General features: G+C 36.4%; 16 protein-coding genes and 1 pseudogene. 7 read left to right on the forward strand and 10 right to left on the reverse strand.

Features of this window, described 5'->3' with window-relative positions:
* Positions 1-6 precede the first annotated feature (6 nt).
* The 8 genes from dhaK to F9U64_RS13745 all read right to left on the reverse strand — a co-directional run bounded on the left by dhaK (position 7) and on the right by F9U64_RS13745 (position 10657).
* Positions 7-999: a dihydroxyacetone kinase subunit DhaK gene (dhaK, locus tag F9U64_RS13710; RefSeq protein WP_153404601.1), complete on the reverse strand. Its 993-nt coding sequence runs from the start codon at positions 997-999 to the stop codon at positions 7-9.
* A gap of 192 nt (positions 1000-1191) precedes the next feature.
* Entirely contained in the window at positions 1192-2844 is a 1653-nt protein-coding gene (locus tag F9U64_RS13715) for a glycerol-3-phosphate dehydrogenase/oxidase (protein WP_153404603.1), read from the reverse strand.
* A gap of 35 nt (positions 2845-2879) precedes the next feature.
* Positions 2880-4370 (reverse strand): glycerol kinase GlpK, encoded by a 1491-nt coding sequence (gene glpK / locus F9U64_RS13720; protein WP_153404605.1) that lies wholly within the window; start codon positions 4368-4370, stop codon positions 2880-2882.
* Between the two features lie 211 nt (positions 4371-4581).
* Complete coding sequence (locus F9U64_RS13725) at positions 4582-6921, reverse strand: glycoside hydrolase family 31 protein (RefSeq protein ID WP_153404608.1); 2340 nt, start codon at positions 6919-6921, stop codon at positions 4582-4584.
* A gap of 18 nt (positions 6922-6939) precedes the next feature.
* Positions 6940-8244 (reverse strand): TRAP transporter large permease, encoded by a 1305-nt coding sequence (locus tag F9U64_RS13730; protein WP_153404670.1) that lies wholly within the window; start codon positions 8242-8244, stop codon positions 6940-6942.
* Positions 8245-8246: 2 nt separating this feature from the next.
* Positions 8247-8738, reverse strand: a complete 492-nt coding sequence (locus F9U64_RS13735; RefSeq protein WP_153404611.1) for a TRAP transporter small permease — start codon at positions 8736-8738, stop codon at positions 8247-8249.
* Positions 8739-8787: 49 nt separating this feature from the next.
* Entirely contained in the window at positions 8788-9795 is a 1008-nt protein-coding gene (locus F9U64_RS13740; RefSeq protein WP_153404614.1) for a TRAP transporter substrate-binding protein, read from the reverse strand.
* Between the two features lie 316 nt (positions 9796-10111).
* On the reverse strand, positions 10112-10657 hold the full coding sequence (locus F9U64_RS13745) for a glycerol-3-phosphate responsive antiterminator (protein WP_153404617.1): 546 nt from the start codon (positions 10655-10657) through the stop codon (positions 10112-10114).
* A 306-nt stretch (positions 10658-10963) separates the two neighbouring features.
* Between F9U64_RS13745 and ppc the strand changes: the two are divergent.
* The 7 genes and pseudogenes from ppc (at position 10964) to F9U64_RS13780 (ending at position 19501) form a co-directional block, all read left to right on the forward strand.
* Positions 10964-13720: pseudogene (gene ppc / locus F9U64_RS13750) on the forward strand (phosphoenolpyruvate carboxylase).
* Between the two features lie 312 nt (positions 13721-14032).
* Positions 14033-14314 (forward strand): spore morphogenesis/germination protein YwcE, encoded by a 282-nt coding sequence (locus F9U64_RS13755; protein ID WP_153404620.1) that lies wholly within the window; start codon positions 14033-14035, stop codon positions 14312-14314.
* A gap of 227 nt (positions 14315-14541) precedes the next feature.
* Positions 14542-15663: a glycerate kinase gene (locus F9U64_RS13760; RefSeq protein WP_153404624.1), complete on the forward strand. Its 1122-nt coding sequence runs from the start codon at positions 14542-14544 to the stop codon at positions 15661-15663.
* A 107-nt stretch (positions 15664-15770) separates the two neighbouring features.
* Entirely contained in the window at positions 15771-16721 is a 951-nt protein-coding gene (locus tag F9U64_RS13765; protein ID WP_153404627.1) for a ribose-phosphate diphosphokinase, read from the forward strand.
* A 117-nt stretch (positions 16722-16838) separates the two neighbouring features.
* Complete coding sequence (locus F9U64_RS13770) at positions 16839-17615, forward strand: ABC transporter permease (RefSeq protein ID WP_153404630.1); 777 nt, start codon at positions 16839-16841, stop codon at positions 17613-17615.
* Between the two features lie 19 nt (positions 17616-17634).
* Positions 17635-18411 (forward strand): ABC transporter ATP-binding protein, encoded by a 777-nt coding sequence (locus F9U64_RS13775; protein ID WP_153404632.1) that lies wholly within the window; start codon positions 17635-17637, stop codon positions 18409-18411.
* Positions 18412-18430: 19 nt separating this feature from the next.
* Positions 18431-19501, forward strand: a complete 1071-nt coding sequence (locus F9U64_RS13780; RefSeq protein WP_153404635.1) for an ABC transporter substrate-binding protein — start codon at positions 18431-18433, stop codon at positions 19499-19501.
* Between the two features lie 129 nt (positions 19502-19630).
* Here F9U64_RS13780 and F9U64_RS13785 read toward each other — a convergent pair whose 3' ends face one another.
* Positions 19631-21418 carry a heparinase II/III domain-containing protein gene (locus F9U64_RS13785; RefSeq protein ID WP_153404638.1) on the reverse strand — a complete coding sequence of 596 codons (1788 nt, stop codon included), beginning with the start codon at positions 21416-21418 and terminating at the stop codon, positions 19631-19633.
* Positions 21419-21493 carry a hypothetical protein gene (locus F9U64_RS13790; RefSeq protein ID WP_323125856.1) on the reverse strand — a complete coding sequence of 25 codons (75 nt, stop codon included), beginning with the start codon at positions 21491-21493 and terminating at the stop codon, positions 21419-21421.
* Positions 21494-21853 lie beyond the last annotated feature (360 nt).

Consider the following 21853-nt stretch of genomic DNA (forward strand, 5'->3'; position numbering starts at 1 on the left):
TCTCCTTTAGTTAGAAAATGCTATAGTTTTCGATGGTTTGTTCAGCATTTCTTTTAATTGGTCATCTAATTTTAATACGGTAATCGAAAACCCTGCCATGTCTAATGATGTCATATATTCTCCTACCCATGTTCGATAGATAGTAATCTCTTTTTCCTCTAACAATTGGCTAACTTTTCGGCTGACAAGGTATAATTCCATTTCTGGTGTTGAACCTAATCCATTAATCATTACTGCCACGTTGCTGTTACTGTAATCAATATCTGCTAAAATTTTTTCTAAAAGTGTTGTTGTAATCTGGTCTGCATTCTCTATTGGAACACGTTTAATACCTGGTTCGCCGTGAATTCCAATTCCGATTTCCATTTCATTATCTTCTAGAACAAAGCTTGGTTTACCAGCAGCTGGAACTGTACAGGATGATAAAGCAACACCCATTGAACGAACATTGTTAATCGTTTTTTCTGCAATAGATTTCACTTCCTCAAGTGATGCACCTGTTTCGGCAAGAGCTCCCGCTATTTTATGAACAAACACCGTTCCTGCAATTCCCCTTCTTCCTGTAGTAAAGGTACTGTCCTGAACAGCAACATCGTCATTCACAACTACTTGTTCTACTTTGATTCCTTCCATTTCGGCCATTTCTTTCGCCATCTCGAAATTCATTACATCACCGGTATAGTTTTTAAGAATTAATAAAACACCGGCTCCACTGTCTACTGCTTTCAGTGCTTCTAACACTTGGTCAGGTGTCGGTGATGTGAACACCTCCCCTACAACCGCTGCATCAAGCATTCCTTCTCCAACATATCCGGCATGAGCTGGTTCATGGCCACTGCCCCCGCCACTTACTATTCCGACTTTACCTTGAACTCGTACATCACTTCTTGTGATAACTGTTGTGTTTGGCAGCCTTTTCAAAAAAGCAGAATGTGCAGTAGTTATGCCATCAATCATTTCATCCACCATCTGATTAACATCATTATAAATCTTCTTCATTCCGGCTCACCTCGTCTTCTTATTTGATACTATATTACATCAGTATAAAAGGGATTTCCACTTATAGCCAATCGCCAAACCATAAGCTCGTTAAGTTTACCTGCTTTATTTGCAGTTTCTTCTCTCTCGTTCGCTTTTGACTTTTGAGTATGAAAAAATCGCGAAGCAATGCTGACTTCGCGATTTTGTTTTTTACTCTGCTGTTGGATGAACGGCTTCGTATAATAATTGATCAAGCTCGTCTGTGTATTTTTTCTTTTGTTCCCCAGACCAGTTGAAAATAGTCTGCATTTCATTAATCACGGCTTCTTTCTCCTGTTTTACCCAGTCAATGTTGAAGAATAATGCGCCAGTTCTTCTAACAAAAATATCTACTGGTTTACAAGCAGCTTCATATTGAATACTGTATTGCAGTACCGCATTTGTTAATGGAGAAAGGCTGCTGTCCGAAGTCTTTGCTTCATTATATAATTCAAATACTTTCGTTACATTGGAGCCGTATCTCTGAATGATATTTCTCGCTTGTGTTTCAGTTAAGCCAATCTCAGTCCCTTTCTTCATTTGCTCATTCATAAATTGAACAAATCCTTTTGATCCGCCGACCTCTCCTCCTGAAACAGGTAGATGCTTTGTATCACTTGGCTGGAATACTTTTCTTTCTGCTTGAATCATCTTATCTGCAACAAAATTGACTACATCTTCAGCCATTTTACGGTAACCAGTCAATTTACCGCCTGCAATAGAGATTAATCCAGATCCAGACTCAAAGATTTCGTCTTTTCGGGAAATTTCAGATGGATCTTTCCCTTCTTCGTGAATTAATGGGCGTAATCCTGCCCAGCTTGATTCCACATCATCTGCCGTAATATTCAGGTCAGGGAACATAAAGTGAATGGCATTGATCACATAGTCACGATCTTCTACTGTCATTGTTGGATGTGCAATGTTTCCTTTATAAACCGTATCTGTTGTACCAACATATGTTTTTCCCTCTCTTGGAATAGCGAAAACCATTCTGCCGTCAGGAGTATCAAAATAAATAGCCTGTTGAAGCGGGAATTTAGATTGGTCAAATACTAAGTGAATCCCTTTTGTCAGCTGCAGTGTTTTGCCTTTTTTGGAATTATCCTTTTCGCGAATCGTATCAACCCAAGGTCCTGCCGCATTAATGACATATTTTGCTTCGATATCATGGAAATCACCAGTCAACTGGTCTTCTACTTTTACACCGATCACTTTTCCATTATCATATAAAAGATTATCCACTTTGGCGTAATTCAATGACAGTGCGCCGTTTTCAACCGCCTTTTTCATTACTTCCATTGTTAAGCGTGCATCATCCGTTTTGTATTCCACATAATAACCAGCACCCTTTAATCCTTCACTTTTTAGTAAAGGCTCGCGCTTTAATGCTACATCACTGCTGAACATTTGTCTTCGTTCTGATTTTTTTACGCCCGCAAGGAAGTCATAAACACGCAAACCAACATTTGTTGAGAAAGGACCAAATGTACCGCCTTTATAGAATGGCAACATCATCCACTCTGGTGTGGTAACATGTGGGCCATTTTCGTAAACTATCTCTCTTTCTTTTCCTACTTCTGCTACCATTTTAACTTCGAATTGTTTTAAATAACGTAAACCGCCATGAACTAATTTTGTAGATCTGCTTGATGTTCCTGCAGCAAAATCCTGCATTTCTAACACGGCAACATTTAATCCTCGCAGAACGGCATCCAGTGCAATCCCTGCTCCTGTTATTCCACCACCAATAACGATCATATCAAGTGGAGTTTTTTTCATTTCCTGGTACGTATCTTGTCTTTGTAAACTTGAGAAAGTCATAGATTTATCGTCCCTTCGATATCTTTATATTTTTATTACTTAAATACTCGTGTTGCCTCAACAGCTTTTTTCCAGCCACTATATAAATCGTCTCTTGTCTGATCATTCATTTTACTTGCAAATTGTTTATTCACTTTCCATTGCTTCGTAATTTCTTCTCGGTTTTCCCAGAATCCTACAGCAAGACCAGCTAAATAGGCAGCACCTAAAGCGGTTGTCTCAATAACTTCCGGTCTTTCTACAGGTACATCTAAAATATCGCTCTGGAATTGCATCAGGAAATTATTCGCAACAGCTCCGCCATCTACACGAAGTGATTTCACATCAATAGCAGAATCCTCTATCATTGCACCTAATACATCCTTCGTCTGATATGCAATTGCTTCTAACGTTGCTCTGATAAAATGTTCTTTCGTTGTCCCTCTTGTCAGACCAAAAACTGCCCCTCTTGCATCACTATCCCAGTATGGTGTACCTAAACCGACAAATGCAGGAACCATATAGACTCCGTCAGCTGACTCTACTCTTTCAGTATATTTTTCTGATTGTTTGGCATCATTAAACATACGAAGTCCATCACGCAACCATTGAACGGCAGAACCTGCGACAAAGATGCTTCCTTCCAGTGCATATTCAACTTTTCCATCGATACCGCAAGCAAGTGTTGTTAGCAAGCCATGATCAGAACGAACCGGTTCTTCTCCTGTATGCATTAACATAAAGCAGCCAGTACCATACGTATTCTTTACCATTCCCTTCTCAAAACAAGCCTGCCCGAACAGTGCTGCTTGTTGATCACCTGCAATACCTGCAATCGGTATGTTTTGTCCATAGAAATGGTAGTCAACCGTTTCTCCATATACTTCTGAAGAAGATTTTACTTCAGGCAACATGCTTTTTGGAACATCCAGAATATCAAGCAGTTCTTCATCCCATTTCAGATCATAAATGTTATACATTAAGGTTCTCGAGGCATTAGAATAATCTGTTACATGAACCTTGCAGCCAGATAGTTTGTAAATTAACCATGTATCAATCGTTCCAAATAATAAATCACCGTTTGCTGCTTTCTCTTTTGCTCCATCCACATGGTCTAAAATCCATTTCACCTTTGTACCGGAAAAATATGCATCGATTAATAATCCCGTTTTATTGCGGAAAGTCTCCTGATATCCTGCATTTCTCAACTCACGGCAAATATCTTCCGTTTGCCTTGATTGCCAGACAATTGCCTTATATATTGGTTTTCCGGTATGTTTATCCCAAACAACAGCAGTTTCTCTTTGATTTGTAATTCCTATCCCTGCTATTTGTGATGGTTCGATATCTGCTTTTCGCAATACTTCCGCAATACAAGCCAGCACAGATGTCCAGATCTCATTTGCATCATGCTCAACCCAGCCTGTTTGAGGGAAGAATTGTTCAAATTCCATTTGTGCTGCTTCAACAATTGTTCCCTCATGATTAAAAATGATAGCTCTTGAACTTGTTGTTCCCTGATCAATTGACAATATATATTTTTCCAAAGGATAACCCCCTCTTTCTCTATCTAAACTAATCACAAACACTTGCTCTCCCTTAAAGTAATAAAAAATCCACACAACCAGTAATGCTCCCCTATTTAATAACAAGGAACATCTTACTTAGTTGTGTGGACTCCATATCTCCGGCACAATGTTAACTTTTAGATACTTTAATCATATTATAAATTGTTTGAAAATGTAAATGCTTTTCTAATCAAACTGCGACAACAATTTTATGACCGCTGATACTTTTACCATTAACTTTAATTTGTCGTTCCTCATTTTCTGGAAGATACAATGTTATTTGATCAAATGGAAGATCGTATTTACCTTCAACTTCAGTGTTTAGTTCAATCACGTCATCATTGCATTCCATTTTCACTTTAATATTTGTGTAGATTCCCTCTTGATAATCCAATGTGTTCCCATCATCTTCATAAATCCACTCTTCTGTAACTCCACTTGTCTTGTATGGGAAGATTAAGATGCCTCTTTCCTCTTTCGTATCAGAGAAGCTGATTTCACCGTCCCTAATCGGCAGAATGGAGCCGGCTTGAGCGAACATCGGAATAGTTTCTAATGGAGCATCTACTGTTATATCCTTACCACCTTGATAGTACTCATTAGTGTTCACATCATACCATCCATGCTTGTTATCAGGTAAGTAGACATCTCTTTCTATTGCCCCTTTTTCTACAACATTACAAATCAATAACTTCTCTCCAACAATAAAATCATCATTCTCTGCGAATGTGTTAGGATCATTGTCAAATTGATATAAAGTCGGTGTTAAAATTGGTTTATATTCTTTATGTGCTTTATGCACTGCCTGATACATAAACGGAATCCACTTTACTCGTTCCTTCATTAACCCTCTGATTAACTCTAAATATTCTGGATACATCCATGGAACATTTACTGTTTTATCATCATTCCAAGAGTGGATCGTGAATCTTGGGTGGAATATCCCGTTTTGAATCCAACGTACAAATAACTCCGGTTCAGGAGCTAAACCTGAGAAGCCTCCGACATCATGGCCAAAATTGTAGACACCGCTCATACTTAAGCTTAGACCCATTTTTATGTTGTAACGAATGGTTTTCCACTCCGTAAAGTTATCTCCTGACCATGTTTGTACATATTTCTGTAATCCGGCTGCCCCTGATCTGGAAATAAGATATGGACGGATATTAGGATAAAATTCTTTTTGTGCTTCATAAGAAGCTTTCATCATTAACATCGTTTGGATTGGTTTAATGTGACTTACCGGCAGTTGGTCACCAAATCCATGTGCTAATGCTTCTTCATCCCAGATTTCGTATTCATTGTTATCATTCCATGTTGAATCAATTCCGTAAGATAACAATTGTTCTTTGACTTTATCTTTCCACCAATTGAAAGTACCTTCATTAGTGAAGTCTAAATATGAACCAGTATCATCCCAGAACTGTGACGTTTCCGGTTCACTTGCGTCCTTGGATAAAATGAAATACTGTTTCTCAGCAAGTTCTTCATACATTGGATGATCATGCAATAGTGCTGGTTTGATATTGGCACATAATTTAATCTCATTATTATGGAAATCTTCCACCATTTCATGAGGTGTTGGAATTTTGGAATAATCCCAGTTAAATACATACCGTTTGTCACCAATACTTGTATATCCAGATGATAATTGGAAAGAATCACATGGAATATCAAATTCTTTACATGAATTTACGAATTTCTTTAATTGTTCCTGTGCATCAGGTTCATCGGTATAAGTCATTGTTGATCCTGAATAACCCAGGCTCCACTTCGGAGGCATAATTGTTTGACCTGTCAGTCTAGAAAATGACTCTACAACATCTTTGATGCGTGGTCCCAGAATAAAGTAATAGTCTAAATTACCTTTGCTAGCATAATAATATTTATACCAGCCATGGTAATTATCTAATTCATTTCCTAAATCAAAGACAGAATCACTGTAATTATCATAATACAATCCATATGCAATTTCTGTTTTTTTATTGTAAGTGACATAGTATGGAATATGTTTATATAATGGATCCGTATTTTCAGCATCATATCCCATAGCATCAATTGTTTGCATGCGATATCGTTTTCCAGCTTTATTTAAAGGACCGCCTTTTTCACCTAACCCATAATATGATTCATCTCTCGTTCTTTCAAGGTAGTGATATACGCCATTCCCTAAGCTTTGATTAAAATTATAGCTTTGGGTCTTTCGATCATGAAATTTCAGGCCATTAAGTTCTATTTTCACTTTTAATTTACTTGTGATTATTTCAACTTCCTGATCCGTTTGATTGAGTTCAAATTCAGGTAAGCTGAATGGTGACAGGTCAGCCTTATTTCGGCCTTCCTTTGGCATATCCTCCATTCCTGGAGTAATTGCCCAAGTCTTCTCTAATAATGGATGTTTCTCCTCTGGCATATATACACGAACAATGTCTTCTTCCAGTACATATACATGAGCGATAATATCTTCAGCCTTTAATGTAACTGTATTATTTTCTGCAGAATCTACCTTGAAGTATTTTTCTTTAATCATAATTTAAACCTCACTTTTTTATAATAAGCCTAATAATCTAGGAATAAATAAACTAATCCATTCAAAATATGTTACTAAGAAAAGTGTAATAACTAATGGAATATACAAGAGAAATAATGGCTTAATTATTCTCTCAATCGGAACATTCGCTACACTGCTTCCGACAAATAATGCACTTCCTACTGGTGGTGTCGTAATACCGATACACAGGTTAAAAACAAGAATTACACCGAAATGTACTGGATCTATTCCTATATTAGTGACAATAGGAAGGAAGATTGGTGTAAAGATTAATATAGCTGGAGTAATATCCATAAAAGTACCAATTATTAGAAGGATAACATTCATTAATAATAAAATAATAATCGGATTATCGGATATAGACATTAGAAAGTCTGTCATATATTGCGGGATTCCTGCATATGCCATAACCCACGACATAATAGAAGATGTCCCAACAAGAAACAATACTACCCCTGTCATGACGATCGTTTCTTTTAAGATTTTTGGAATGTGATTAAGTTTAATTTCACGATAAATTGCTGCAAGAATCATGGAGTACACTACAGCCACTGCCGCTGCTTCTGTCGCTGTAAAAATACCAGCTACAATCCCGCCGATTACCACAACAATTAAGGATAAGCTTGGTAAGGCATCTAAAACAACAGCAAGTCCTTGTTTGAAATTAACTTTTTCAGCAATTGGGTACTTTTCTTTTCTAGCAATAAAATAAGCAACAATCATGATGGAGAGTCCCATCAAGATTCCAGGCAAATAACCAGCCATAAATAGTGCAGAAATGGATGTTCCCCCGCTTACCAATGAATACACGATAAAAGCAGTAGTTGGCGGGATCAATAAACCTGCAGGTGAAGAAGCAATATTTACAGCAGCAGAGAATGCCGGATCATACTTCTCTTTTTTCTGTAATGGATTCATCACACTTCCTATCGCCGCCGCTGAAGCAACTGCTGAACCGGAAATGGATCCGAACAACATGTTCCCGACAACATTCGTATGAGCTAAAGAGCCAGGCAATCTGCCTACAAATAACTTGGCTAAGTTTATCAGCCGAATCGCAATACCGCCATTATTCATAATACTGCCAGACAGCATAAAGAAGATAATTGCAAGTAATGTAAAGCTGTTAATACCTCCAAACAATTTCTGTGCTGCCGTAAATGTTATCATTTCTAATGGAACTAACGTTAGTCCTGCCAATATAGAGGATACCCCAACCCCAACTGAAATAGGCACACCTAGTATTAATAGTAAAAAAAATGTTCCGAATAATACAATAGTTGCTAATAAAGTTGCATCCATCGTCATTCACCTTCTTCCTGATCGATCTTTTTATAACTGCTTATCCCTAAAAGTTTGTATATTATGATGATAAAACCGCTAATCGGTATAATCGAATAAACAAGCCCTTTAGAGATACCTAATATAGGAGTTGTTTGTACGCTCGTTATGTTTACAGCATCAATCCCACCAATTATTAAGAATACAACTGCAAACAATACAATAATTAAATCAACAAAGATGGTAGTTGCCAATTGGCCCTTTTTATTTAATTTATTTGTAGCAAAAGTCAATGCTAAATGTTGGTTGGAACCAAACGCATAACTCGCACCTAATAACGAAGTCCATATCAGTAAAAATCCTAATAATTCATTTGTAAATGTACTTGGACTTCCAAGAACATAACGTGAGACCACTTGCCAGATTGCACCCAACACTAATATTAATAATAATATGGAAGCAACAGATAAAATTATCCGATCCAACCCTGTTTTAATTTTAGATACGATAGACATGGAGTGAACTCTCCTCCCTTTAATAATTCAACATAGTTTTTTGAATTGTTTATTTTAACTCATTAATTCGTTCCATAAGTTCTGCAATATTTTCATCTTTCATAAATTCTTCGTGCAAAGGCTTAACTTTTTCAATAAACGGTTCTTTATTAACATCGTTAAAGGTAACTCCCATTTCCTTTGCCTGTTCAACTGCTTCATCTAATGCTTTATTCCATAGTTCTGTATGTTCTTCCCTAGTTTCTTGTGCGACTTCTTCAAATATTTTTTGCTCTTCTTCTGTAAGACTGTTCCATAATTTTTCACTAATAACAACAATATCAGGAATATTGGTATGTTCAGTAAAGGAGAAATAGTCAGTAACCTCTCCATGCTGTCCTGTTGTTAAAGCAGTTGGATTACTTTCAGCTCCATCAATAACCCCTTGTTGCAATGCAGTGTAAATTTCACCATATGAAAGCGGAGTTGCAGTACCACCAAGAGCTTCTACCATATTGATCGCTGTCTTACTGTTCATTACACGAATTTTCAATCCTTCAAGATCTTCCGGTGTTTCTATTGGTCTGTTCGTTGTATAGAAACTGCGTGCACCGGAGTCGAAATATGATAGGCCTCTAAAACCAATTTCTGTAGTGGATTGATAAATATCCTGGGCAACATCAGATTCCATTACTTTTCTATAATGCTCATCACTTGTAAAAATATATGGCAAAGAGAAAATAGAAAATTCTTGGGAAAATGACTCTAATGCTCCTGCACTTACCTTTGTCATGTCAACAGAACCATTTTGAATTTGCTCTAATATTTCGGTTTCATTACCTAATATCCCATTAGGATAAATTTCAAAGGTAATACTTCCATTTGTTCTCTCTTCAATTTTGCTTGCAAATGATGTTAACGCCTGGTGTATAACATGGTCCTCATTCATATTGTGTGCTAATTTCACAACTTTTGATTTATCGCCAGTATTAGCGGTTTCATTATTACTGCAAGCTGCAAGTGATACTATCATTATTAATAAGATACCTAACACGATACCTCTTATCAGTTTTCTCATTGTCCTAACCCCCAATAATTAAAGTTCTCCCTATCATATTGAATTAATTTACCTGATAAACAAATTCTCCTCTATTTAAGCGTTTTACTGTTGACAAAACAAAAGATCCAGACTAAAAAGGTAATATGGCAAAAATTCAATAAACTATCGAATAACCATATAACCTAAACTAGCCGGATCTCCAAATCTCCATAATGCTTTGTTTTATTAACTTGTAAGATATACAATATCTCATTTTAAAAACGCTGTCAATGGAATATGACAAAATAATTTAATCCCCAAACTAATTATTTAATCAGCCCCTGTATTGAAGAAATCAATATTTCCAAAGGTTTGACCTTGAGGTAGTAATCGCTTTGGCTCCACTATTAAGCGCAGTGTCTATATCTTCTTTTGATTTTATTAAACCACCAGCGATAACTGGTATCCCTGTCTTATCAACGATGTCAATAATGATAGATGGCACAATCCCTGGTAAGACTTCAATATAATCTGGTTGAGTTTTTGTCACCAGTTCTAAGTTCTTGTCAATTGCAGAGCTATCAATAGCAAATAATCGTTGGATTGCGATAATATTATTCTTTTTTGCCATAGAGATGACATTAGCTCTTGTAGAAATTACTCCGTCAATCTTAATATCTCTAATTAAATATTCCATCCCATACTGATCGACCTTTAATCCATTGATTAAATCAACATGAACAAATACCTTCTTTTTTTTATTTCGAATTAGTTTAACTAATTGACCTAATTGTGCAATTCTTGTTTCAAGTAAGATGACGATTGGAAAGTCACTTTCTAATATTTTTTCAAAATCTTTCATATTCCTTACGGCTGGTAATACTCCTGTTAGTTGCATCATTCATTCACCTACTATATAAATTTTGCGAATCGATTATATTTTCAATAGAATATAATGAAACATATCCCCTTCACTATACTCTATCATACATACCAGAAATTCTGACAATTCGCACAACTCAAACAAAAATATTATTATTTTCGACAATTTCATGATATGATAATTAATGTGCCTATTTTTTATAGCTCTTATGCGATCATATGAAGTTATATCCTCTACCCAACTCCAGCCAATAACATAAGCAAGACTTCTAATAGCTCGATATTACTTATTAAAAAATTATTAATTTGAAAGGAAGTGGGATAAATGGGAGCAATTTCTGACGAAAAATCAAAAGTTTCCTTACTGCAAGACGTAGAATATTTAACAAAAATATTAGATGACGTACTACTTCACGAAGGTGGAGAACCTTTATTGGATATTGTCAAACAAATTCGTGAGCTTTCAACGAAAGTAAGAGAAACAGAAGATAATGAATCACAAAAACAGATCAAACAAACAATCAAGGAGCTTGATCCGGGCTCAAGACAGAATGTAATCCGCGCATTTGCGATTCATTTACATTTATTAAATATCGCTGAGCAAAACTATCGTACACGACGACGCCGTGAGTATCAAGCACAGGATGCTGATATTATTCAACCAGGTTCCCTGGAAGCTGGAGTGAAACAATTATTTGATAACAATGTAACACCAGAACAAATAACGGAATTACTTGAAAAATTATCTCTGGAATTAATTATGACTGCCCATCCGACAGAGGCAACCAGAAGAACTATTTTACAAATTCATAAACGAATTGCTAACCTTCTTACATCATGGGATTATGCTGTAACGCGTTATTCTAAGAAAATGATTAAAGAAAGAATTGCAAATGAAATTACAATTCTTTGGCAAACACAAGAAATCAGACAGAATAAACCATCAGTTATGAAAGAGGTCTCAAATGGTCTTTATTATTTTGACCATGTACTGTTTGATGTACTGCCTCGAGTTCATGATGATTTAGAAGATTTGCTATATGAAAAATACAAACAAAGATGGAATATTCCATCATTCTTACGTTTTGGTTCATGGATTGGCGGAGATCGTGATGGGAATCCAAATGTTAAAGCAACAACAACTTTTGAGACATTAAAATGCCATCGTGAGCTGGTACTGAGAAAATATAATGAAGCTTTAGATACATTAAAGGATCGTATGAGCCACTCAGATTCGAATGTTAATGTGAGTGATGAAATTCTCGAATCAATTAAGAAAGATCAAAAAGAACTAAACGAAAATGGCTGGCATAAAGAAGATGAAGTATATCGTGTAAAGCTATCTTTAATGTTAAAGAAATTGGAATACACTGCAAATGATGATGAGCGAGGATATCAGAAGTCTGAAGAACTTCTTGCTGATTTATATCTTATTCGTGAAAGCATGAAGCTTCACCATCCAAAGAGTAATCCAATCAAGCTATTAAGAAAAGTTATTCGACAGGTTGACTTGTTTGGGTTCCATTTAGCTTCATTAGATATCCGTAACCATAGTGGTGAACATGAGTCAGCCCTTAAAGAAGTATTGAAAAATGTGAATATTACTGAAGACTACTCTTCCCTTAATGAGGAAGATAAAGTAAAAACATTGATTCAAATTTTGGAAAATCCACGTCCAATGATTTCTATCTATGATGAATTCTCTCCTGAAACACTGGAAGTAATTGATACTTTCCGCATGATCAAGCGTGCTCAAGATACGTTTGGTATCAGAGCTATTGAAGTTTACTTAATTAGTATGACTAGTGCGGTAAGTGACTTGCTTGAAGTTCTTGTTCTTGCTAAAGAAGCAGGATTATACCGTGTATATCCTGATGGTAAAGTTGTGAGTAAAATTCACGTCGCACCATTACTTGAAACAATAGATGACTTAAAGAATGGTCCAGGAATGATCAAACAATTATTCGATATTCCATTATACCGTAAACACCTGGAAGCACGCGGCGAATTGCAGGAAGTAATGTTAGGTTACTCTGACAGCAGTAAAGATGGTGGAAACATTACTGCTAATTGGGAACTTTATAAAGCACAGCAGGAAATCCACGAAATCGCCTCAAGCTATGGGGTGAAATTGAAATATTTCCACGGTCGTGGCGGTTCTTTAGGACGCGGTGGCGGATCATTATATTCAAGCATTCTTTCCCAGCCGCCTATTACATTAGGTGATGGTGTTAAGATCACTGAACAAGGGGAAGTACTGTCATCACGTTATTTACTGGAAGATATCGCATATCGAAGCTTAGAACAGGCGACATCTACTCTTATGACAAGTATCGTTGGTATTAATGATCAAACAGCAAATGATCCTCAACCAACAAAAGAAGAAGAAGAAGTAATGTAAATGATCTCTGAATACGCATTAAAAAAATATCAATCATTAGTATTTGAAGATCCTGGGTTTATTAAATACTTTAACCAGGCAACACCACTACATGAACTTGGTGATTTAAATATCGGTTCACGTCCAATGAAGCGTAAAGGAAGTAATCGATTTGAAGATCTTCGTGCTATTCCTTGGGTATTTGCATGGACTCAATCCCGCCAATTGCTTCCAGCTTGGTTTGCTGCAGGTACAGGTATCAAGAAGTATTTAGATGAAACAAATAACCTCGAAATATTTAAGAATATGTATCGACACTGGCCGTTCTTTGAAGCAACCATTAATAATCTGCAAATGGCATTAACGAAAGCTGACCTGAAGACAGCTAGTGGATATGCCAATATGATGGAAGACAAAGAAATCAGTCAGCGAATCTTTTCTCAAATAGAGGAAGAATACAATCTGACAAAAGATATTGTTTTACAAATTACTGGTTTAGATGAATTACTTGATCATAAGCCAAATATTAAAGAATCAGTCAAATTACGTAATCCATTAGTGGATCCATTAAACCAGCTCCAAGTATTACTTGTTTCTCAACTTAGAAAAGAAGAAGAGGGCAGCGAGCAATATGATGAATTATTAGTGGAAGCACTTCTGACAATCAACGGGGTTGCAGCAGGTTTACGTAACACTGGATGATTACAAGTTCTATCCTTTGGGTATACTTTACCCAAAGGATTTTTTTATTCTTTGTCAATCTCCTTTTTAAAAAGTAAAGAAAGCATAAACGGAGATGTCTAGCTCCAAGCGCCTGCCCCTCGAGGTCTTAAGCGATCCTGCTTTGTGGCAAAGATCGCCACGTCGCAGTTTCGCTTAAGCTTGTCGGGGCAGAACGGGCGCTTTGAGCTTTTCTTAAAATGTGTCTATTTTATGAATTAATTGTTACAATTTTTTGAACACTATGCTATAATAAATGTAAACACTTACAAAATTCTAAACGGGGTGAAAATTATGGGTATTCTGGTAATTTTCTTGTTTATATTTAGTTTTACGCCATTTCTATTATGGGGTGACAAATGGAAAAAAACAGCTGTATTACAAATTCCGTTTGTAATCGGTGCTTGGTTTATATTTATTAAGCATATGATGGTCGGGATTGCCCCTAACGAAAGCTACTTATGGATAATATTCATTGCAAATTTAGTCTATGGCCACATTGCCTTTACCATCATTTTATTGGAATTAAGAAAATCAATGAAATTCCGTCAAAGCTATTTTAACAGAACAGTTTAAATAACCTATAAGGACAAGAGTAATTTATCATACTGTAATCCGTACAATTCAAATTGTACGGATTGTTTTGGTATTCTGAAAACATCTTCCTCTACTTTCTAAAGTCCTGCTTTTGAAAAAAATCTTCCAGGTGTGCTTACAATTCCAGATAATTTCTCATCCTTGTTTGAATACGCTTTCTCAAGTATAATTTAGTTATATAATATTCAGATTTAGGAGGGAATATATTGAACATTGTCATTGCTCCTGATTCATATAAAGGAAGTTTAACAGCAACTGAAGTGGCTGAAACGATGCAAAACGCTATTAAAGAAATTTCTGATGACCATGTTATAATCAAACCGATGGCAGATGGCGGTGATGGTACAATAGAAGCCATTCTTTCATCGGGGGAAGGAAAGTTAATTCATCTAAAGACAACTGGACCACTTGGAGAACCTGTAAATACATATTATGCCATAATTAATCAGAAAACAGCAGTAATTGAAACAGCGCTCCATGCCGGAATTATCCAAGTACCTGACAAAGACCGCAACCCTGAAAATACGACTACATACGGAATTGGCGAGGCTATCAATGATGCGATCGATAAAGGATGTCAAACTATCATTGCAGGTTTAGGGGGCAGTGCAACGAATGATGGTGGTTTAGGAATGCTGCAAGCTCTTGGACTGAGAGCTTATGACAACAACCATAACGAACTTGGCCCATATGGCAAAGACTTGTTAGCAGTAGAAAGTGTTGATATCACCGAATTAAATCCAAAATTAAAATCCATTGACTTCAAAATTGCTTGTGATGTTGATAATCCATTATGCGGTCCAAACGGAGCCACCGCTATTTATGGTCCTCAAAAAGGGGCATCAGAATCACAAATTATCACATTTGATCAAGCACTTCAAAAATATGCCGACATACTTGAAGCAAAGCTGAACACCTCTATCAAAGACTTTCCGGGTGCTGGAGCTGCTGGTGGCTTAGGCTTTGCTTTTTTAGCATTAGGGGGCAAACTAGAATCTGGTGCTCAATTAATCGCAACTGCAACTAACTTAGAAGAAGCTATTAAAAATGCTGATATCATTATCACAGGTGAAGGCCAGAGTGATGAGCAGACATTATTCGGTAAAGCACCAGGTTATGTAGCAGATCTAGCGAATAAATATCAAAAACCCGCGATATTACTTTCTGGCAGCTTAGGGAATAATATAGATCCATTGAGGCAGAAATTCGCAGGGTGTTTTTCTATCATAAACAAACCTTTATCACTGCAGGAATGTATGGATAATAGCAAAGAATTGTTGCGTGAACAGACAAAACAAATTTGTTCATTAATTCAAAAATTTCAATAGTGATAACTTGTTTCCGTCTCCTGGATTTGCGATAATAAATGAGATGAAATTATTGCAGAAAATGACAAGCCTTGTCATTAGAACATTTTATTTAGGAGGTCTTTTGCTTGAATGACTCGTACCATAATACCAAGCTTAAAGTTTTTTCATTAAGTTCGAATACACCTCTAGCAGAAGAAATCGTTCAACATATCGGCATTGAACTAGGAGAATCATCTGTTAAAAGATTTAGTGATGGTGAAATTCAGATTAATATTGAAGAAAGTATCCGAGGATGTGATGTGTTTGTTATCCAATCAACTTCTGACCCTGTAGAAGATCACATTATGGAATTACTTATTATGACCGATGCTTTAAAAAGGGCTTCAGCAAGGTCGGTAAATTTAGTTATTCCTTATTACGGGTATGCAAGGCAAGACCGAAAATCGCGCGCTCGGGAACCAATCACTGCAAAATTAATAGCAGACATTATTCAAAAAGCAGGTGCGGACAGAGTAATATCGATTGATCTGCATGCCCCACAAGCTCAAGGCTTTTTTGATATACCTGTAGATCCCATTACAGCTGTCCCCATTATCGGTAATTATATACAGGAGAAGCAACTAGAAGATATTGTTGTGGTAGCACCGGACCATAGCAGTGTTTCCAGAGCAAGGCAGCTTGCAGATCAATTGAAGGCACCTATTGCGATTGTTGACCGCAGAGGACCAAGAGAAAATGCATCGACCATTAATATAGTTGGGGAAGTTGAAGGAAAAACATCCATTATTATCGATGATATTATCGATACCGGAAGAAGAATTACTACAAGCTCACAAGCATTGGAAGCACATGGAGCCAAACAGGTTTATGCATGTACCACTCATCCTGTATTATCAGGACTCGCTGTAGATAAAATAATGGAATCCAATGTTAAAGAACTGATCGTAACTAACACAATCTTATTATCCGAAGAAAAACAAAAGGATAAAATCACCCAATTAACTGTGGGCCCAGTAGTTGCAGAAGCTATCATCAGATTGTATGAGCAGCAATCGGTTAGTTCTTTATATAAGTAGCATAACTTTATTTTTGAAACAGGCGAAACCACCATATCTGGTGGTTTTTTTGTTTTTCCTGAGCACACTTTATGGGCGATAACATAATATAGCCGTATAAGAGAGGAAGAGGTTAACATGCATAATAATATATTTCAACTAATAAAAAAAGTAAACCTTCAACAATTTATTACCATCTCCTCCCCATTGCTTTTATTACTATTATGGGAAATTTGCTCAAATACAGGAATATTAGATTCACGTTTTTTTCCACCACCTACTCTCATTATCCACACAATGTTTCAACTTGGGGAATCTGGAGAATTATTTTCACATGTTTCCATCAGCTTAACGAGAATCCTTCTAGGTTTTCTTCTTGGTGTCATACCTGCCATTTGCATAGGTCTTTTAATGGGAATGTATAAATATTTTCGCCATTTCTTCTCTCCTATCGTAATGATATTTATGCCAATCCCTACTTTGGCAATGTTACCAATTATTCTAATTCTATTTGGTATTGGTGAATTCTCTAAAATGGTTACAATAGCCATCAGCGTTTTCTTTCCTGTTGTGATTAACACAGCAGCAGGTGTAGCCAATATTGATCGAATCTACCTGGACGTGGCGAAAAATTATCAAGCAAATGCAAAAGACTTTTTCTTTCGAATCGCATTACCCGGTGCGATGCCTGTTATGCTTGAAGGAATTCAGATGGGGCAGGCAATCGCATTACTAACCATTGTTGCAGCTGAAATGATTGGTGCTAATTCAGGTATTGGTTACTTAATCTGGATGAACTACAAAGCATTTTTATTACCTGAAATGTACGTTGGTTTAATACTTATTTCTTTTTTTGGTTATATATTTTCCATCATTCTCCGTGGTTTAGAGGCCAAATTATTGCCATGGAAATAATTTAAGAAAGGGTGAGTCTATGGCTAAAATAGAAATTAAACAATTATCAAAACGGTTTAACAAAGGAAACAAGTATATTGACGCATTAAGTGGTATTGATTTAAAGATTGAAGATGGAGAATTTGTTTGTTTACTAGGCCCAAGTGGCTGTGGCAAAACAACGTTACTGCGGATTCTAGCAAGCCTGGAAACACCCACCACTGGTAATATTACTATCCATTCTGCAGCTGCCAAAAAGAACCCGACACAATCAATGGTATTTCAAGAAAATGGAGTTATTCCGTGGTTAACTGTTGAAGAAAATGTCGCGTTTGGACTTAAGATGCGACACTTACCTGAAGAGATAACAAGAAAGCAAACTGATTATTATATTGAAAAAGTTGGATTGTCTAATTTTCGCAAACTCTATCCAAAAGAATTGTCCGGGGGAATGAAGCAAAGGGTTAGTATTGCCAGAGCGTTTGCTAACGACCCCGACATCCTGCTAATGGATGAACCATTTGCTGCATTAGATGAACAAAATAAGTTTATCCTGCAAGAAGAACTTCTGTCGATCTGGCAGGAAACAAGAAAAACAGTGATCTTTATTACACATAGTATAGATGAAGCTTTATTGCTGAGTGATCGAATTCTTTTAATGAGTGCACAGCCAGGTAGAATTATGAAAGATATTAAACTTGATCTTCCACGACCTCGCTCCATTGAGCAGGTTCGATCACAAAGTGAAATTACACAGAGATTTTTAGAGATTTGGGAGCACTTGCAAGAGGAAGTAAAACAAACTAGGTTAATTTAATGTAATGGAGGAAAATAAAATGAAAAAGTTAGCTTGGTTCGTTGTTTTATTTATTGGGATGATCAGTCTGGTTGCATGTCAAAGTAAAGAAAGCAGTCCTTCTCCTGCCCCTTCCACAGGTAATGAGTTGTCCCCATTAGAAGAACCAGCAAAAGTTGTAATTGCGGAAGATGGGTCGGCTTCTGGAGCAGGCTTTTATATCGCCAAAGACAAAGGATATTTTGAAAAATACAATATAGAAGTTGAGTTTGCTACATTTGGAAATAGTGATGAAATGCTTCCTGCTGTTGCTTCTGGTGAAGTAGATGTTGCTGGTGGAATCTCCTCTGCCTCTTTCTTCAATTCAATCGCTCAAGGAATTGACGTTCGTTTTATCGCAGATAAAGGACATAACAATGAAGGCAGTTCCTATTTTACTTTTGTTGTGCGAGAAGACTTAAAAGATGTGATCATAGATTACAGTGACATAAAAGGCAAAAAAATTGCTGTTTCCACTAAAAACGGGGTTGATGACTACATTTACCACGAAATGCTTAAACATGCTGGTGTATCCACTGATGAAGTAGAGTTCGTATTAATGAGTGATTTTGGCAATATGATGTCAGCAATGGGAAATCAGCAAATTGACTTAGCATTACAAATAGAACCTTTAATTACCCAAGGGGAGAATCAAGGAATTCATCAGCGTTTTGGTGATGCAACCGACTATGCACCAGAAGCACAAATCGCTATGGTTTTAGGATCACCTAATTTTCTTACGGAAAGACGGGATGTTGCCGTAAGATTTATGGCTGCATATTTGGAAGCAGTAAGAGATTACCATGACGTATTTATCAAAGGGATAGGAGACGAAGCAGAAATTATTTCAATTATGGCGAATCACACAGCGTTAAAAGATGAAGCGTTATGGGAACAGGTCGGTGTAACAGGGCTGAATCCGAATGGCTATATTTTTGAAGAAGATGTAAAGAAACAATATGAATTTTATAAGGAAAACGGTGCGATACAAGCTGAACTAGATTTTGAACAAATCATTGATATGTCATTAGTCGAAGAAGCTATAGAAATTATTGGCACATATGAAGAATAATCTGTGACTTTGATCAGCGGAAGTTTTTGGACCTTCACTTGTCAATAAATTATTCCTAACATGTAAAGAAAGATCCCGGACAACTAACTCCGGGATTTCCAATTATGTAGTATATTGTGTTTTTCTTACTTATTGAATTGATTGTGATTGTTTGACTTCCTCCCATTCAAATCGAAACAATATCTCTGTATTTAATTTTAGTATTTTAACAGTTAAACAAAATAATAAGAAATATTCTGCCTCCCCATCATGATTGATAAATTGCTTCCTTTCTATCACTGGTTTTTCAGAGGCTGAATCATAGGATAGTTTCATTGTTTGGTCTTTTGCATATAATCTCACACAATGATCGAAAATCTGATATTCGTGGTCCTCGAGAATCAGGATTTCTTCAATAGTTACTGGAGATTCATTAAACAAAAAAGAGTCTACTAATATCAACTCAGGTTTCTTCTTTTCCCAGCTAAATGTTCGCTTGAACTGGGATAATGCCGGATCAGAATAAGCATTCTCCATTGCTAATGAGAATACATTTTTTTCTTTTGTAGAACTAGCTGTTTCGATTACAGCATGAAAGTCAGGGCCAAATGATTGATAATACCCATTAATAATAGGTACAGAATGGCCTTTGGCGCTATTGCAGATAAAATTATATCTTTCTGTTCCAAAATACGCTTTGTTATATTGCCCCGCACCTAAATCTTTAAAAAAATACTGGTTGTCTGCAAACAAGATAAAATGACCGATATCATTATGATTATGCGGTTCATCATTATGGCCGCCTTTTGCGGCAAAAGCATATGTTCTATTATCTTTTGTGAGCCGGGAAACAGTTATCGCTGAATCTATTAACTGATAATCCTGATCAGGCCATTTAGCACCTAGTGAATCCACATTTGTCCAAACCAATTCACGAAAAGCTGGAGCCCATCTGCCGCAATGATCAATAATCTCTTTTTGGCTAATTTCCCTGTCTGGTATATGTACTTCGGGAAATTTTATATGCAGGAATCGTGTAAATCCTGCCATTGGTTTAGCAAGTTTATTCGCATCTGAAAAATTCACTGTATAATAATGACCCAGGAATATTTTTTGCTGAAATAATGCAATTTCTCTTACTTTGTCATGTTGCCAAATATCGCTAGACTCTCCTCTGTATTTCTCCAAAAGATCAAAGAAATAAACAAAGTAGCCGAAGCCATACTGCCAGTAACTGTATCCTTCCGTACAGGCCCCATCTGCTTTATAACCTTCCAAATAACAATTCATAGCATCAACGACTCGATCGATAACAAGGTGGAGCTGTGTATCATTATCGTGTAAATAAATCGCCGCAGATCCAATTGATCCAGCACAGACAGAAGCCCAGTTATGTGTCGCAGTTTCCCAATGAAAAGGACCATTATCAATAAAATTCTGCAAAACTCGACGGTCGACTTCTATCTTTACTTTTTCTATTAAAAAAGGATCCAATCTATTATAAAACAGGTGCAGTAATTCAGCTAATGTAAAAGCTGTCTCTGCTGCAAACAAATCTATCGTATATTGCTTTTTCCCATCTAATTGATAATCCTGATAGCTTTGCCCTTCCAGTTGTGGGTCGATGTGTGCCGGTAAACACCAGCTAAACTCTTGACACACTTGCCATACTTCATTTTCCAACCACATTAGATATTGATGATTTTCCGGAGAGAGAAAAGCCATTAATCCAAAGGCTGTTAATCTCTTTCGCCTTTCAAAATAGATAGTCTCAAATTCCTTTCTATCACCTTTATTTTCAAAGCTTCGGAATGTTTGGTAAGTAATATTCTCCAGATTTTTTTTACTGTATTCTTTGACCTTCTCCTGTAAAAACCGAAGTATATCTTCGTCAACATTATGCTTATCCAGTACATGCCAATAATTTTGCTTTATCATTTATATAACTCCCTTTAAATACTTCTGGCGATATTCATAGGGCGTAAACCCAGTAATTTGTTTAAATATTTTAATAAAATAACTTTGATTATCATAACCAAGTAGTTCCTAATCATTCCGATTGTATCATGGGGAATATTAATAATTCTTTAACTCTTTCCACTTTTGCACGTTTCACATATTGAAGATTTTTATGGTTTTTTTGTTAAATTTACGTCCCTTATTAAATATTGTAAACCTTTTCATCGCGAATTTCCAGTTCATTTATTATTGATTATTAGCTTCTGCTTGTGTATGAATGGAGCTAGACATCTCCGCTTATACTATCTTATCTTCAAACAAAAACCCGGACACGCTATTGATATGCTCCCCTTAAGGTAGACAGATTAAAAATATAAAATCTGTTCATCTTAAGGGGAGTTTTTATGTCTAATC

Source organism: Gracilibacillus oryzae, from assembly GCF_009498735.1.
Classification (GTDB): domain Bacteria; phylum Bacillota; class Bacilli; order Bacillales; family Amphibacillaceae; genus Gracilibacillus; species Gracilibacillus oryzae.